12 protein-coding genes are annotated in these 13,939 nt (G+C 63.6%); 6 read left to right on the forward strand and 6 right to left on the reverse strand.

Annotated elements, in window-relative coordinates:
- Positions 1 to 4 precede the first annotated feature (4 nt).
- From AAIL67_RS18160 to AAIL67_RS18175, 4 genes are all read left to right on the forward strand, one after another.
- Positions 5 to 2,215, forward strand: coding sequence for a hypothetical protein (locus AAIL67_RS18160; RefSeq protein WP_343484517.1), 2,211 nt, complete (start codon positions 5 to 7; stop codon positions 2,213 to 2,215).
- 189 nt (positions 2,216 to 2,404) lie between these two features.
- On the forward strand, positions 2,405 to 3,661 hold the full coding sequence (gene yedE, locus AAIL67_RS18165; RefSeq protein WP_072248277.1) for a selenium metabolism membrane protein YedE/FdhT: 1,257 nt from the start codon (positions 2,405 to 2,407) through the stop codon (positions 3,659 to 3,661).
- A gap of 17 nt (positions 3,662 to 3,678) precedes the next feature.
- Positions 3,679 to 3,918: a sulfurtransferase-like selenium metabolism protein YedF gene (gene yedF / locus AAIL67_RS18170; protein ID WP_343484518.1), complete on the forward strand. Its 240-nt coding sequence runs from the start codon at positions 3,679 to 3,681 to the stop codon at positions 3,916 to 3,918.
- 82 nt (positions 3,919 to 4,000) lie between these two features.
- Positions 4,001 to 4,357, forward strand: coding sequence for a DsrE family protein (locus tag AAIL67_RS18175; RefSeq protein WP_224648718.1), 357 nt, complete (start codon positions 4,001 to 4,003; stop codon positions 4,355 to 4,357).
- 341 nt (positions 4,358 to 4,698) lie between these two features.
- Here AAIL67_RS18175 and AAIL67_RS18180 read toward each other — a convergent pair whose 3' ends face one another.
- Both AAIL67_RS18180 and AAIL67_RS18185 read right to left on the reverse strand, forming a co-directional pair.
- Positions 4,699 to 5,730 (reverse strand): DNA/RNA non-specific endonuclease, encoded by a 1,032-nt coding sequence (locus AAIL67_RS18180; RefSeq protein ID WP_343484519.1) that lies wholly within the window; start codon positions 5,728 to 5,730, stop codon positions 4,699 to 4,701.
- Between the two features lie 118 nt (positions 5,731 to 5,848).
- Positions 5,849 to 6,649 carry an AraC family transcriptional regulator gene (locus AAIL67_RS18185; protein ID WP_343484529.1) on the reverse strand — a complete coding sequence of 267 codons (801 nt, stop codon included), beginning with the start codon at positions 6,647 to 6,649 and terminating at the stop codon, positions 5,849 to 5,851.
- 57 nt (positions 6,650 to 6,706) lie between these two features.
- Here AAIL67_RS18185 and AAIL67_RS18190 point away from each other — a divergent pair, with 57 nt between their 5' ends.
- The gene (locus tag AAIL67_RS18190) at positions 6,707 to 7,435 is read left to right on the forward strand and encodes an aspartate/glutamate racemase family protein (RefSeq protein WP_343484520.1); all 729 of its coding nucleotides are present in this window, start codon (positions 6,707 to 6,709) and stop codon (positions 7,433 to 7,435) included.
- Between the two features lie 11 nt (positions 7,436 to 7,446).
- Here AAIL67_RS18190 and AAIL67_RS18195 read toward each other — a convergent pair whose 3' ends face one another.
- The 4 genes from AAIL67_RS18195 to AAIL67_RS18210 form a co-directional block, all read right to left on the reverse strand.
- Complete coding sequence (locus AAIL67_RS18195) at positions 7,447 to 8,520, reverse strand: XdhC family protein (protein WP_343484521.1); 1,074 nt, start codon at positions 8,518 to 8,520, stop codon at positions 7,447 to 7,449.
- A 168-nt stretch (positions 8,521 to 8,688) separates the two neighbouring features.
- Positions 8,689 to 9,984, reverse strand: coding sequence for a cytochrome c (locus AAIL67_RS18200; RefSeq protein WP_034405025.1), 1,296 nt, complete (start codon positions 9,982 to 9,984; stop codon positions 8,689 to 8,691).
- 23 nt (positions 9,985 to 10,007) lie between these two features.
- Positions 10,008 to 12,302, reverse strand: a complete 2,295-nt coding sequence (locus AAIL67_RS18205; protein ID WP_343484522.1) for a molybdopterin cofactor-binding domain-containing protein — start codon at positions 12,300 to 12,302, stop codon at positions 10,008 to 10,010.
- A 2-nt stretch (positions 12,303 to 12,304) separates the two neighbouring features.
- Positions 12,305 to 12,913 carry a (2Fe-2S)-binding protein gene (locus tag AAIL67_RS18210; protein ID WP_012839568.1) on the reverse strand — a complete coding sequence of 203 codons (609 nt, stop codon included), beginning with the start codon at positions 12,911 to 12,913 and terminating at the stop codon, positions 12,305 to 12,307.
- Positions 12,914 to 13,364: 451 nt separating this feature from the next.
- Here AAIL67_RS18210 and AAIL67_RS18215 point away from each other — a divergent pair, with 451 nt between their 5' ends.
- Positions 13,365 to 13,844: a VOC family protein gene (locus tag AAIL67_RS18215; protein ID WP_034377747.1), complete on the forward strand. Its 480-nt coding sequence runs from the start codon at positions 13,365 to 13,367 to the stop codon at positions 13,842 to 13,844.
- Positions 13,845 to 13,939: the final 95 nt, after the last annotated feature.

Here is a 13,939-nt window from a genome sequence, read left to right on the forward strand (position 1 = left end):
TTTCATGCAGAAGCAGTACGAGTGGCAGTTTTTCCGCGCCGGCGAGGTGGATCAGGTGGTGATTCGCACGGGCCAGGACATTGCCCATATTGGTGAGCTGGATCAGAAGCTGTGGGTGGCTCTGGCCTGTCCCACGCGAGGTATCGAGTTCGACAGCGCAACACTGGATTTGATTGACGAAAGCAAGGATGGCCGTATTCGTCCCCCGGAGCTGGTGGCCGCCTGTGAATGGGCTGTGGCAAGAGTGCGTGATCCGCAGGTTCTGGCCGATGGCGGTGATGTGCTGCAACTGAACAGCATCAACGATGCGACGGAGGAAGGCGCTCTGTTGCTGGCAGAGGCCAGACGCGTGCTGGAGCTCGCGGGCCTGCCCGATGCCCAGTCCATCACGCTGGCCCAGGTGCAGGAGCGCATGGCTTCGCTGCAGGCCCTGCGTTTCAATGGCGACGGCGTCGTCAGTGCAGCCACGGCCGAAGGCGATGAGGCCCTGGCCGGTCTGATTGCGCGCATTCAGGAGCTTTACGGCGCGGTGGACGGCAGCGATGGCGTTCCAGGCATCGATCGCAGCAAGGCCGAGGCCTTCTGGGAAGACGTGCAAGCCCTGCAGACCTGGTTTGCCCAGGCGGCAGAGCTGGGTTGCAATCTGCAGCCGCGCGCACTCGCGCTGGCGGCTGCGGAGGCCGTGAACGCAGTGCAGGCCAAAGTCGATGACTTTTTTGCCCGCACGCGACTGGTGGAGTTCGATGCCAATGCACGTGCACCGCTCAACCCAACGGAAGAAGGCTATGCCGCTTTGGGCGCGCAGGTGCTCAGCAATGCATCGGAGTCTCTGGCCGCACTGCCGCTGGCCGCAGTGACCGGCGAGCGCAGCCTGCCGCTGGTGAATGGCGTCAATCCCGCCTGGGCTGCTGCCTTGCAGACCTTGCGCGAGCAGGCCGTGCAACCCGTGTTCGGCGAAGCGTTGACGGCGCTGACCGAGGTGCAGTGGGATCAGCTCAAGACCATGCTGGCCCATTGCCAGCAATGGTTGTCGGAGTGCCCGGCCACGCCGCTGGGCGCAGTGAGCGAGGCCGAAATTCAGCAACTGCTGTCCAGCGGGTTGAAAGACGCAGTGATGCAGTTGCTGGACCATGACGATGCCGAAAAAGAGCATGCCGTCCAGGCCATGGCTCTGGAAAAGCTGATCCGTCTGCAACGCGATCTGCTGGAGCTGCTCAACAACTTTGTCTCCTTCTCCCGCTTCTATCGCCGCGAGGGCGCAGCCTTCCAGGCCGGTACCTTGTTCCTGGACGGTCGCAGCTGCGATCTGACCGTGGAGGTTGCCGATGCGGCAGCCCACTCCACGCTAGCCGCCATGGCCAAAACCTATCTGGCCTACTGCGAATGCAAGCGCGAGGGGCAGAAAAAGACGATCGTCGCGGCCTTCACGGCAGGCGATGTGGACTTTCTGTTCGTGGGACGCAACGGCGTGTTCTACGACCGTGCGGGCAATGACTGGGATGCCACCATCGTCAAGCTCATCGACAACCCTACCAGCATAGGTCAGGCCTTTTTTTCGCCCTACAAGAAGTTCCTGCGCATGATCGAGGAGCAGGTCGCCAAGCATGCCGCAGCCAAGAACGATGTGGTCAACACCAGCCTCAGCGACAACGCGACCAAGTTGGTGACGGCGCCCAAGGACTTGGCCCAGGCACCTGCTCCAGCGCGCAAGACCGATGTGGGGACGGTGGCCGCCATCGGCGTGGCGCTGGGCTCGCTGAGCGCCGTGATCGTTGGCATCTTCGGCAAGTTCATCGAACTGGGGCCGTGGATTCCGGTGGCCATACTGGGCCTTATCCTGGCCATTTCCGGTCCCAGCATGCTGATTGCCTGGCTCAAGCTGCGTCAGCGCAGCCTGGGACCGATTCTGGATGCCAGCGGCTGGGCCATCAATGGTCGCATGAACATCAATCTGGGTCTGGGACGCAGCCTGTCGCAGACGGCCAGGGTGCCCGTCAACGCCAAGCGCAATATCGCCGACCCTTATGCGGACAGTCACGGCCTGCGCAACAGCCTGTGTGTGCTGGCACTGATGGCAGCCGCCGCGCTGCTGGCTTGGCGCATGCACTGGCTGGACGCCGTGCTGCCTGTCAGCTGGCAGCACGGCTCTGCAGTCGCTAGCGCAGCCACGGCCATGGAGCCAGCTGCACCTGCAGGTGGCGCAGCAGCAAGGTAAGGTAAGTACAGCTGCCTTGTGCATGTGCAAGAGTGCAGATGGATAATCGCCAGCCATGTTTGAGGTCAGGGTTAACCCTGATTTTCAGCCCCTAAGCGGGCCACTTTTGTAGCCATCCATCAGCTTGTTGAAGACGCAAAAGCCAAGGGTTTTTGCGTCTTTTTTGCTGGTGCGACTGGAAAAACGTCCATGCGGTTTCGCGTGGCAGAAAGCAAGGCAATGAGCTGGCAAGATTTCAAGCACCAATATCTGGTGCGTTTCTGGTCGCCCGTGCCCGCAGTGATTGCGGCCGGCGTCCTTTCTGCGTATTACTTCGGCATTACCGGAACCTTCTGGGCTGTGACTGGTGAATTCACCCGCTGGGGCGGGCATATCCTGCAGTTCCTCGGTGTCGATCTCTCCAATTGGGGCTATTTCAAGGTCATCGGGCTGCAAGGCACGCCGCTCACACGCGTGGACGGGCTGATGATCATCGGCATGTTTGTCGGCTGCTTCTCGGCTGCGCTCTGGGCCAACAACATCAAGCTGCGCCTGCCCAATCACCGCATTCGCGTGTTTCAGGCCATTGTGGGCGGCATCATCGCGGGCTTTGGCGCGCGTCTGGCCATGGGCTGCAATCTGGCGGCGTTCTTTACCGGCATTCCGCAGTTTTCGCTGCATGCCTGGTTCTTCGCCATTGCCACGGCCATCGGCTCGCTGGCCGGTGCCAAGGTCAGCCTGCTGCCAATGTTCCGGATTCCCGTCAAACTGCAGAAAGTGACGGCACCCAAGCCTCTGGAGCAAAGCGAGGCACAGGCCAGGCGGCGCTTTCGCATCGGCGTGGCGCTGTTCCTGGCCTGTGTGGTCTGGGGCATCTGCAAGGCTGCCGAAGCGCCCAGGCTGGGCATGGCGATTCTGTTCGGTCTGGCCTTCGGCCTGATCATCGAGCGCGCCCAGGTCTGCTTCACCTCGGCCTTTCGCGATCTGTGGATCACGGGCCGCACGCAGATGGCCAAGGCCATCATCGCGGGCATGGCCGTGGGCACCATCGGCATCTACAGCTATGTGCAACTGGGCATGGACCCCAAGATCTTCTGGGCCGGCCCCAATGCCGTCATCGGCGGTCTGCTGTTCGGCTTCGGCATTGTGCTGGCGGGCGGTTGTGAAACCGGCTGGATGTACCGCGCCGTAGAAGGCCAGGTGCATTACTGGTGGGTGGGTCTGGGCAATGTGATCGGCTCGACCTTGCTGGCGCTGGTCTGGGACGACATCTCGCCCGTGCTGGCAACCAGTTACGACAAGGTCAATCTGCTCAAGGCGCTGGGCCCGCAGGGCGGCCTGTTGCTGACCTATGTGATGCTGGGTATCTCACTGGCTCTGGTGCTGTGGTGGGAAAAGCATTTCTTTGCCAAAAAATCCCGTCTGGCCGCTGCCACAACAGCCGCCGCTGCCTCGCGCATTGCCTGAATCTCAAGGAATCCATCATGAGTGACTCCAAATACGTTCCCGATTTCCGCCTCGACATGCTGGGCGAGCCTTGCCCATACCCCGCCGTGGCCACGCTGGAAGCCATGCCCAGCCTGCAGCCGGGCCAGATTCTGGAAGTGGTCTCGGACTGCCCGCAGTCCATCAACAATATTCCGCTGGATGCCCGGAATCACGGCTATGAGGTGCTGGAGATTCAGCAGAACGGGCCGACGATTCGATACCTGATCAGGAAGTAACTCCCGCTGAGGCGCTGGCTTGCTGTCTCTTTGTCGGGTTGCGCCAGTTTTGGGAGTTGCACTATTTGCTAAGGAATTTTTAATGTCCCAAAAAATCGTCATCATCGTTCACGCCGCGCCCTATGGCAGCGAGCGCTGCCTGTCGGCGCTGCGCGTGGCGACGGCCTTGCGCGGCCATGATTCCAGGCCTGAGGTGAAAGTCTTTTTGATGTCCGACGCCACCGTGGTCGGCCTGCCCAATCAGCACGATGGCGCGGGCAGCGGTCTGCAGGCTATGGTCGAGCATCTGGTTGCCGAGGGCGTGAGCGTCAGGTTGTGTCGCACCTGCGCGCTGGCGCGAGGCCTGGCCGAGCTGACACTGATTGCCGGCGTGGAAATCGGTACTCTGCCTGAACTGGCCGACTGGACGCTGGCGGCCGACAAGGTCATCACCCTCTAAGAAAGAAGCTCGCACCAACGTTCAATATCGCCCGCATGGTTGCGGTATTGAAGGCTGGGGCAGCAGCTGTCCTGGGGTGCGGCTCTGCACTCACCGAAGCATCTTGGATGTCCATGTATTCAAAGTGTGGTTTTACCGGCATGGCCAATGAGCGCACCCGCCAGAAGGCCCCGCTGTTGTCGGATGTGATGCTCAAGCTGGAGGGCGGGCAGGCTTGAATCCGCAGAGTCTCTGTGGGTCTGGTTTGCTATTAAAAAAGTAGCTATTTACGAGCGTCATTCATTGATTTCGATATGAAATTCCGTTGAAAACAATGAATGGCTTGCGCAGTCAGCTCATTTTTATGTATGAGGCAGACTCACGGCCGACAGCAGCGGCATGCCGGTGCGGCGCGTGAATTCCTCGTAGCTGATGGGCGGGCCCATGCGGGTGTCGGCACTATTGGCCTGCCAGTACACCCAGCTCTTGCCGGTGCTGGCGTCATAGACCAGCTTGAAGAGGTAGTCGGGCACCGCCACCTTGCTCTCACCGATGGTGGAGGCGTTTTTGTTGAAGACAGGGCCGGTGAAGACAAAGACATCGCCCCGGGCGCGCAGCGCATATTTGCGCGTGGCCTGTTCCACCTGGCTCCAGGCGCCCGCGTTGTGCACCTGGTTCTGCGGCACCATGTTCGCGAGGCTGAAGCTCTGGGCCATGGCCTCGGGTGTGCTCATGTCGGCCGCCGGGGCCATATGGCCGCGCGAGAAGCCGGAGCGTTTGTAGTCGTCGAGCTCGGAGCGCTCGGCGCGTGGCAGGCGGGCGTCGGCATAGAACTTGTCGCTGCGCTGCAAGCCCTGGGCCTGCTGCAGTACCTGGCGATTCAGGCGCTCGGCGACGAATACCGGGGTCTTGGTGCTGCCGTTGTGCAGCACGGCAAAACCCGAAAAGCACAGCTCGCGCTCGCGGGGTTGAAGCTGCAGGGCCGGTGCCTTGCCGCCGGGAAAGAACTGGGGGCAGCGGGCAAAGTGCGTGGGCAGGGCTGTGGCCGTGACATCGGCCTTGTCCACCTTGCCGCCCACGCTGGGCGTGTGGGCGCCGGAACCGGAGCCGGAGCGCAGATCATCCAGATCCGGCCAGCCGTTCTTGCGAAAGGCCTGCAGGGTCTGGCTGAGCGCATCAAGTGCGGGGATATGCAGGGCTGCCAGCGCTTGGCCCAGCAGTTTCTCGGCGGAGACGCTGGGATTGAAGCTGCAGCTGGCAATCTGGAAGCTGGCCAGTGCCGCAGCGCCCGCAGACAGGGCAAAGCGCCTGATGCGGGAGAGGCTGTTGCCAGCAGTCCTGGAAGCTTTGCCGCGCTTGCGCGCAGGCGTTTTCTTTTTCTTGGCGGTCGTCATTGAGGCGGCAATGGTACGCCGCTTGAATGCTGCTTGAAGTGAGGTGCGGGCCGCAGGCCGCACTTTGTGTGTCCGGCAATGAAACCGTATGTGAACCATAGGCCCAGAGGTCGGCGATTCAGGGGCAGCCTGCGTGCTTCAGACCGTGATATTGCCGGTACTGGCCTGGCGTCAGCCCCAGGTGCTTGCGAAACACATGGCCCATATGCGACTGGTGGTTGAAGCCGCATTCCAGCGCGATTTGCGGGAGGGGTAGTTCGGCGTCCTGCATCATGGCGCGGGCCGCCTGCAGCCGGGTCTCCATGATCCAGGCATGCGGCGTCATGCCCGTGAGCCGTGTGAACTCACGCAGAAAGCGCAAGGGGCTGATGCCCACCATGGCGGACAGATCGGCAATGCTCAGCGGCCGCTCGAACTCGGCGGCAATGCGGTCCAGCACGCGCGCATAGCCAGAGCCGGGGCGCGCGTCGGCCCCGCAGGCGCTGCCCTCCTGGCAGGCCATGAAGCGCAGCGCAGCCTGCTCGATGGCCAGAGCGTCCAGACAGGGGCTGAGCAGCAGCAGGCGCAGATGCTGCGCTATCTGCAAGGCTGCGCGCTGACCGTGTCGTGTGACGCGCTGCGATGGCCTGGGAGCGTCAGTCTCATGGACGCCATGGCGCAGCACCAGGTATTCGCCGCCGGTGGCCGACTCGGAAAATACCTCGACGCCCGGCGGCGTATAGCTCAGGGTGCCGGGCCAGGTATCGAAGTCCACGCGTCTGTCGGAGGCAATGGCGTGCACGCCTTGCTGTCTTTGCAGCGCAATGCCCAGCGCATGCATGCGCACCGGATCGCGGCTGCTGTAGGGCGCGCGGCTGAGCAAGTGGATCTGTACCGCTGGCGTATCGGTTGCCGAAGGCTGAATCAGGTGGGTCTTCATGGCTTGCTGAAATTTCATGATAGACGATGGCGGCCGGCCGGCATCACACTGCCGCTCATGAATCAAAACCTGCAAACAAGCACCGGGCCGCAACGCGTCATAGGCCTGATCGGCGGCATGAGCTGGGAATCCAGCGCCGAGTACTACCGCCTGATCAACCAAGGTGTCCGGGAGCGTCTGGGTGCGTTGCGCTCGGCCAGGCTGCTGATGTACAGCGTGGACTTCGGCCCTGTCGAGCAGGCCCAGCATGAAGGCCGCTGGCATGATGCGGCAGCGCTGCTGGCCGATGCCGCCCGGCGTCTGCAAGCCGGCGGCGCCGACTGTGTGCTGCTTTGCACCAACACCATGCACAAGGTGGCGGATCAGGTGGCGGCAGCCGTGTCGATCCCGTTTTTGCACATAGCCGACCCGGTCGGGGCGGCTGCGCGCGCAGCCGGTGTGCAGGTACTGGGGCTGCTGGGTACGCGCTTCACCATGGAGCAGCCGTTCATGCGCGAGAGGCTGGAGCAGCAGTTCGGCCTGAAGGTGCTGGTGCCAGGCGAGGTCGAGCGCACGCAGGTGCATCGCATCATCTATGAGGAGCTTTGCGCGGGGCAGATCAGCGATGTGTCGCGCAAGCTCTATCAGCGTGCCATCGAGTCATTGGCGGCCCGCGGGGCGCAGGCCGTGGTGCTGGGATGCACGGAAATCGGCTTGCTCATCAAGCCCGCAGACAGCGTACTGCCGGTGCTGGACACCACGGCCTTGCACGCCGCAGCGGCCGTGGATTTTGCGCTACAGGCCTGAACCGCCGGATATCAGCGCGCCGAGCCCGGCTGGAGGATTTCCGGAATGGCGCAATGCGTGCTGGCCTCGTTCATGGCGATGTCATGCTCGTGCTTGGCCGCTTCCACCGACATGGCCTGCGGCAGCGGCACGGCGTTTTTCACGGCCAGAATCTCGGCCATCACGCTGACCGCGATCTCTGCCGGAGTCTTGCTGCCGATATAGAGACCGATGGGGCCGCGCAGCCTGGCCAGCGAGGCTTCGGTCTCGCCAAAGTGTTCCATCATGCGCTCGCGCCTGGAGTGGTTGTTGCGGCGTGAGCCGATGGCGCCCACATAGAAGGCCGGGCTGTGCAGGGCTTCGAGCAGGGCCAGATCGTCGAGCTTGGGATCGTGGGTGAGGGCGACGATGCAGCTGCGCGCATCGGGCTTGAAGGCTGTGACGGCATCGTCCGGCATGTCGGTGACGGTGTTGACCTGGGCCACCGACCAACTGCCCATGTATTCCTCGCGCGGGTCGCAGACGGTGACCGTGAAGCCGTTGAACAAGGCCATGGTGGCCAGGTATTCGGCCAGGGCGCCTGCGCCTATCAGCAGCATGCGGTAGCCGGGGCCCAGGTGGTTGACGAGTTGCTGGCCGTCAAACTCCAGCGCGTCGGGGTGCTCGGCCGTCTGCAGGCTGACTTCGCCGCTGCTGCAGTCGACACTGCGTTTCACCAGTGAGCCGGCTTCCAGCTCGGCCACCAGTTGCTGCAGGCTGGCAGCATCGGGATTGAATTCCAGCAGCAGCTCCAGCGTGCCGCCGCAGGGCAGGCCGAAGCGGTGGGCTTCGTCGGCACTCACGCCATAGCGCACCAGCTGCGGCGGACCGTCGGGAATTCCCAGGTTCTGGTTCAGGGCCTTGGTATGGCGGGCGATCAAATCGTCTTCGATGCAGCCGCCGGATACCGAGCCAATGGCACGTCCGTCCTCGCGCAAGGCCATCATGGAGCCCACGGGGCGTGGGGACGAGCCCCAGGTGCGCACCACGGTGGCCAGCAAGGCATGCTGGCCGGCCGAGCGCCAGTCACGCAGTGCCTTGAGTACCAAGACGTCGATATTGTCCATTGCTTGCTTTCTCTGTTTCTCTCGCTCGCTGCAATTTTGAAGCATCAGGCGGGCACCGGGTAGCGGCGCTACCCGTAAATGATCACGCGCAAAAAGGCCTTCCGAGGCCTGAAGGACAGGGAAGGCCGGCTTGTGCAGAGCTGTGCAGCGCTTTGGCAGCGCCTGCTGTCAATGCGCCTGGGTCTGCTTGCGCAGCTGGCCTACCTTGGCAGGCAGGTCCTTCCACTCGTCCACGCCGTACTGGGCACGCATGGTGTTGAGCAGGGTGGCGATCTGTGCATCGCTGAGCGCATGGCGGAAGGCCGGCATGGTGCCCAGGTCGGCATGGGCCGGATGTTGCACGCCTTCGAGCACGGCCATGATGGCGTTGTCGGGCGATGCGGAGTGCAGGCTGGTGCTCAGGGCCAGCTGGGGACGCACGCCGAAGCTGCTGCCCGAAGGGTCTGCCTTGTGGCAGGCCATGCAGGCGCCCTGGTACAGGCGATAGCCTTCGGCATCGAGTGCCAGCTTGGGCTTGGCGGTCTTCTCTTCGATGAGTGCCTTGGCATCGCCGGGGGCGGCGTCGGCCTTGCGGTAGCTCATCAGATAGGTGGCAATGGCGTCGAGGTCGACATCGCTTTGCTGCGACAGGCCGTGGGCCACGGGAGCCATGGGGCCTGCTGCCACACTGTGACGGGCCGAGAAGCCGGTCTTCATATAGTCGACCAGATCCTGCTTGGTCCAGGGCAGGGGCGAGGCAGTCTTGTCCGTCAAAGCGGGAGCATCCCAGCCTTCGGCGCTGCCGCCGCTCAGGTGGAACTCACCCGTTTTCTCGGCGGCCAGGCCGTTGCGCGGTGTGTGGCAGGCGCTGCAGTGACCCAGGCCTTCGACCAGGTAGGCACCGCGATTCCACTCGGGAGCCTGCTTTTCATCGTCCTTGACGACGCCGGGCTTGAGGTAGAGCCAGTTCCAGGCCGCAATGCCGCGGCGCACGTTGTAGGGGAAGTTCAGCGCGGTCTTGGGCGCCTCGTTCTCCACGGCAGGCTCGCTCATCAGAAAGGCGTACAAGGCCTTCATGTCCTCATCCGTCACGCGGCTGAAGGCCGTGTAGGGGAAGGCAGGGTAGAGGTACTGGCCTTCGCGGTCCACGCCGTGGCGCATGGCGCGCTCGAAGGCTTCATAGCTCCAGCCGCCGATGCCGGTCTGCAGATCGGGCGTGATGTTGCTGGTGTAGATGGTGCCAAAGGGGCTGGGCATGGCCAGACCGCCCGCGTTGGTCTTGCCGTTGGGAGCAGTGTGGCAGACGGCGCAGTCGCCCATGGCGGCCAGCAGCTTGCCCTTGGCAATCTGCTGGGGCGTGAAGTCGGCAGCGGGAATGGCTGACTGGGGCGCAATCTCGCCCTGATGGGTGAGAGCCAGGCCGGCGGCAGCCAGCACGACCACTACAGCCGCACCGCCCGCCAGAATCTTTTGGAACGTTCGCATATCTATGTTCTTTATCGGTGGAGTCACTTGGACGAGGCGGCGCCGCTCTTGGCGGCCTTGAGCGCGGCCAGCACGCGGCTGGGCGTGAACGGCACTTCCAGCAGGCGCACACCGGTGGCGTCGAAGATGGCGTTGGCCACGGCGGCGGCGCTGGGCACGGACGCCGATTCACCGGCGCCCATGGGCGCTTCGTTGGGGCGCTCGACCAGCAGCGAGTCGATCTCGGGCAGCTCGTCAAAGCGCAGGATGGGGTAGCCGCCCCATTCCACGGAGGTGACGCCGCTCTTGTCGAAGGTGACGAATTCCTTGAGCACGCGGCTGGTGGACTGCACCACGTTGCCGTGCACCTGATGGCGCACGCCTGCGGGGTTGACCATGGCGCCGGTGTCCTGGGCGACAAAGACCTTGTCGACCTTGACTTCGCCGGTTTCGCGGTCCACGGTCACGTCGACCACCCAGGTCGCCCAGGCCGCACCGTAGCCGGGGAACTTGCTGTGGAAGTAGCGGGCATAGGCAAAGCCGCGACCCTTGACCAGGCGCTGATCTTCAGGTGCCGCATTGCGGCGCGCCGGGCCTTCCTGCCAGTTGCACTGCTTCTTGGCTTCGGCAATCAGCGCCACGGCACGGGGGTCCTTGAGGTAGCGCAGACGGTACTCGATGGGGTCGGCCTTGGCCAGGTAGGCGCATTCGTCGATCCAGGACTCATGGGCGAACACATTGGGCAGGGCGGAGACGCCGCGCATCCACGAGGCGCGCACGATGGGCACGGCGTCCTGGGAGATCACGCGCATCTTGGGGTATTCGTACTGCGGGATGGCAGTGCGGTCGCCCATTTGCTGGGCCTCGATCTTGGCGGACACCTTGCCCGTCAGGATCAATGCCAGCGCCGAGGCGTTGTTCGAGGGGTAGCAGGTGCGCAGCTCGTAGGCGGCCACATTGTTTTGCTCGTCCAGGCCGCCGCGCACGCGAATCAGCTGGCCCGTGCCCTTGGGCTCCCAGCCGGCTTCCTGCTCACGCATCAGCTGCACGCGCACGGGCTTGCCCACGGCGGCAGACATCAGCACCGCATCCGAGCAGACGTCGTCGGCGCAGTTGCGGCCGTAGCAGCCAGAGGCTTCGAGGCGGGTGACGTTGATGTTGTCGGCATTCACGTCCATGAGCTTGGCAATGTCCTTGCACACGTCGTGAGGGTTTTGCGAGCCGGTCCAGACCTGGATCTGGCCGTTGCCCACTTCGGCAATCGCACAGGACGGGCCGATGGAGCCATGAGCGTGATAGGGCCAGACATAGTCGCGGGTCAGCGCAGTCTTGACCTGCTCGATGGCCTGCAGCGCGCCTTCGTCTTCCTGCAGCACGCGGTCGGTCTTGGCGTGGTCCACCAGGGTCTGGTGCAGGCCGCTCAGCGACATATCGGGCAGGCCGTTCCATTCCTTCCAGGTGACCTTGAGCTGGCGCATGGCAGCGATGGCCTGCTCTTCACGCTCGGCCACCACGCCCACGAAGTCGCCCTTGACCACGACCTTGACGATGCCGGGCAGATGGGCGATGGACTTCTCGTCCACCGACACCAGGCTGGAGCCCAGCGGCGCCGTGGCATCGGCGCCGGTGTATGGAGGACGGATCACGCGGCCGTGTAGCATGCCGGGCACGCGCAGGTCGTGGATATAGGTCAGCGCGCCCAGCACCTTGTTGGGGATGTCCACGCGCTGCACCGATTTGCCGATGTACTCGAAGCCGGACTTGCGCAGCTCGATCTTGTCGTCGACCTCGATCTGCAGATCCTGGCCCTGAACCAGCTCGCCATAGCCGTAGCGCTTGCCGCCGGCGATGACAAAGCCTTTCTGGGTGGTGATGCGCTCGGCGGGAACACCGGATTTTTCGCTGGCCAGCTTGATCAGCAGCTGGCGCACCTGCGCTGCGGCATGGCGCATGGGCAGGGACGACACCTGGATGGTGTTGCTGGCAATGGTGGGGCCCAGATCCGGGGTGCGGGCGGTATGGCCCAGCACCATGGTCACGGCGGCAAAGTCCACATACAGCTCGTCGGCCACCAACTGGCCCAGAGCCGTGCGCACGCCCGTGCCCAGGTCCACGTGGCCGTTGTAGGCCGTGACGGAGCCGTCGGCGCCAATCGCGATGAAGCTGTCCACCAGCTTGGCCGAGGGAATGGGGAAAGCGCCCTTGGCAGCCGCTTCGGGGGCGGTCTGGGCCATCAGCAGATGGCCACCTGCTACAGAGCCGACCATCAGCATGCCGCCGGCCTTGAGCAGCTGGCGACGGGTGAGCTGGGCGTGATTGTCTTTGGTGAAGAATTTCATGATCAGGCAGCCTTTGCGGTGGTGGATGCGCCGGCGGCGGGGAGGGCCGGGCTGTGGCCCTTGGCAATCAGCTCACGGGCGCGCGCGGCGGCCTGCATGATTTCCACATGGGTGCCGCAGCGGCACAGATGGCCGGACAGGGCATGCCTGATTTCTTCGTCGCTGGCCTTGGGCTGCTGGTTGAACAGGGCAACCAGCGCCATGATCATTCCGTTGGTGCAATAGCCGCACTGCGCAGCCTGTGCATCGACAAAGGCTTGCTGCACCACATGCAGGGTGTAGGTGCGTGCGGTGGCTGGCGCCTTTGTCTCGGCGGCGCTGACATCGAGCACGGCGCGGTCCTGCAGGGCCTGCGCGCTGGCGGCCTTGCTGGCGTCGGGCGACAGGCCTTCCAGCGTGGTGACTTTCTTGCCGTCGACGGCCTTCAGGGGGACGGAGCAGGAGCGAGCCACCTTGCCGTCGATCAGCACGGCGCAGGCACCGCATTCGCCCAGGCCGCAGCCGAACTTGGGGCCGTTGAGCTGCATGTCGTTGCGCAGCACATACAAAAGAGGTGTGTCGGCAGCGGCGCTTTGCGCGTCCACTTCCTGGCCGTTCAGAGTGAATTTCATGACGTAGGTTTCAAGTGTCAGTCTTATATATGTGTAGTCAATTATATGACTAGACAAAAATAAAGTGCATTGGCTTGATCTAAAGCAGATTCGATTGCTCTGGTGTGCGCCAGCGATGGGGTAAGCCGACCGGTGCCGAGCGGCGGCTTCAGAGTTCCGTTGTGCGGCCCCAGGGCCAGGCAGGGTGCGCGTGGTTCCGCATGCGGCCCCGAGCGCACCGGAAACCGTCCGGGCCGCAGCCGTGGCGAGAGCCGGACAGCCAGGCTGTTTGGCAGGGGATGACCCTGCGCTCCTGATATGGGGATTGAAGCGCGGGAGAAATGCGGCTTCAATGCACAGACGCCGAAAGCCTCCAATGCATCGGCGCATCGACGCACCGGCGCATCGACGAGAGGGTTTTGCGGTCTGCGGGTTTGCAGACATTCATCAGTTCCTGTTCAGGAGAGCCAAGATGGTCAGCAAAAACACGATTTGTCTCTGGTACGAAGGCGAGGCCCTGGAAGCCGCCAGGTTCTACGCCCAGATTTTTCCCGACAGCGCCGTGGGCGCGGTTCACCACGCACCGGGCGACTACCCCTCCGGCAAGCAAGGCGATGTTCTGACGGTCGAATTCACGGTCATGGGCATTCCCTGCCTGGGCCTGAACGGCGGCCCTGTCTTCAAGCACAACGAGGCGTTTTCGTTTCAGGTCGCGACGGACGACCAGGAGGAAACGGATCGCCTGTGGAACGCCATCGTCGGCAACGGCGGTCAGGAAAGCCAGTGCGGCTGGTGCAAGGACCGCTGGGGGCTGTCATGGCAGATCACGCCGCGTGTGCTGACCACGGCCATTGCCGACCCGGATCGCGCGGCGGCCAGACGGGCTTTTGAAGCCATGATGGAGATGAGGAAGATCGATATCGCCGCCATCGAGGCCGCCTGGCGCGGTTAGGCAGCCGGCTGCGATAGGAGCAGCGACAGGCCGGCAGGCTGCATTCATCGTCGCGGCACAGCTGCGACGGTCCGGTTCGGCGCAAGGGCGCATCG

The organism is Comamonas sp. A7-5 (assembly GCF_039581385.1).
Lineage (GTDB): Bacteria > Pseudomonadota > Gammaproteobacteria > Burkholderiales > Burkholderiaceae_C > Comamonas > Comamonas thiooxydans.

Coding starts and splice junctions, on each gene's coding strand:
- AAIL67_RS18160 (WP_343484517.1), top strand. CDS start 5: ATGCAGAAGCAGTACGAGTGGCAGTTTTTCCGCGCCGGCGAGGTGGAT.
- yedE (WP_072248277.1), top strand. CDS start 2,405: ATGCGGTTTCGCGTGGCAGAAAGCAAGGCAATGAGCTGGCAAGATTTC.
- yedF (WP_343484518.1), top strand. CDS start 3,679: ATGAGTGACTCCAAATACGTTCCCGATTTCCGCCTCGACATGCTGGGC.
- AAIL67_RS18175 (WP_224648718.1), top strand. CDS start 4,001: ATGTCCCAAAAAATCGTCATCATCGTTCACGCCGCGCCCTATGGCAGC.
- AAIL67_RS18180 (WP_343484519.1), bottom strand. CDS start 5,730: ATGACGACCGCCAAGAAAAAGAAAACGCCTGCGCGCAAGCGCGGCAAA.
- AAIL67_RS18185 (WP_343484529.1), bottom strand. CDS start 6,649: ATGAAGACCCACCTGATTCAGCCTTCGGCAACCGATACGCCAGCGGTA.
- AAIL67_RS18190 (WP_343484520.1), top strand. CDS start 6,707: ATGAATCAAAACCTGCAAACAAGCACCGGGCCGCAACGCGTCATAGGC.
- AAIL67_RS18195 (WP_343484521.1), bottom strand. CDS start 8,520: ATGGACAATATCGACGTCTTGGTACTCAAGGCACTGCGTGACTGGCGC.
- AAIL67_RS18200 (WP_034405025.1), bottom strand. CDS start 9,984: ATGCGAACGTTCCAAAAGATTCTGGCGGGCGGTGCGGCTGTAGTGGTC.
- AAIL67_RS18205 (WP_343484522.1), bottom strand. CDS start 12,302: ATGAAATTCTTCACCAAAGACAATCACGCCCAGCTCACCCGTCGCCAG.
- AAIL67_RS18210 (WP_012839568.1), bottom strand. CDS start 12,913: ATGAAATTCACTCTGAACGGCCAGGAAGTGGACGCGCAAAGCGCCGCT.
- AAIL67_RS18215 (WP_034377747.1), top strand. CDS start 13,365: ATGGTCAGCAAAAACACGATTTGTCTCTGGTACGAAGGCGAGGCCCTG.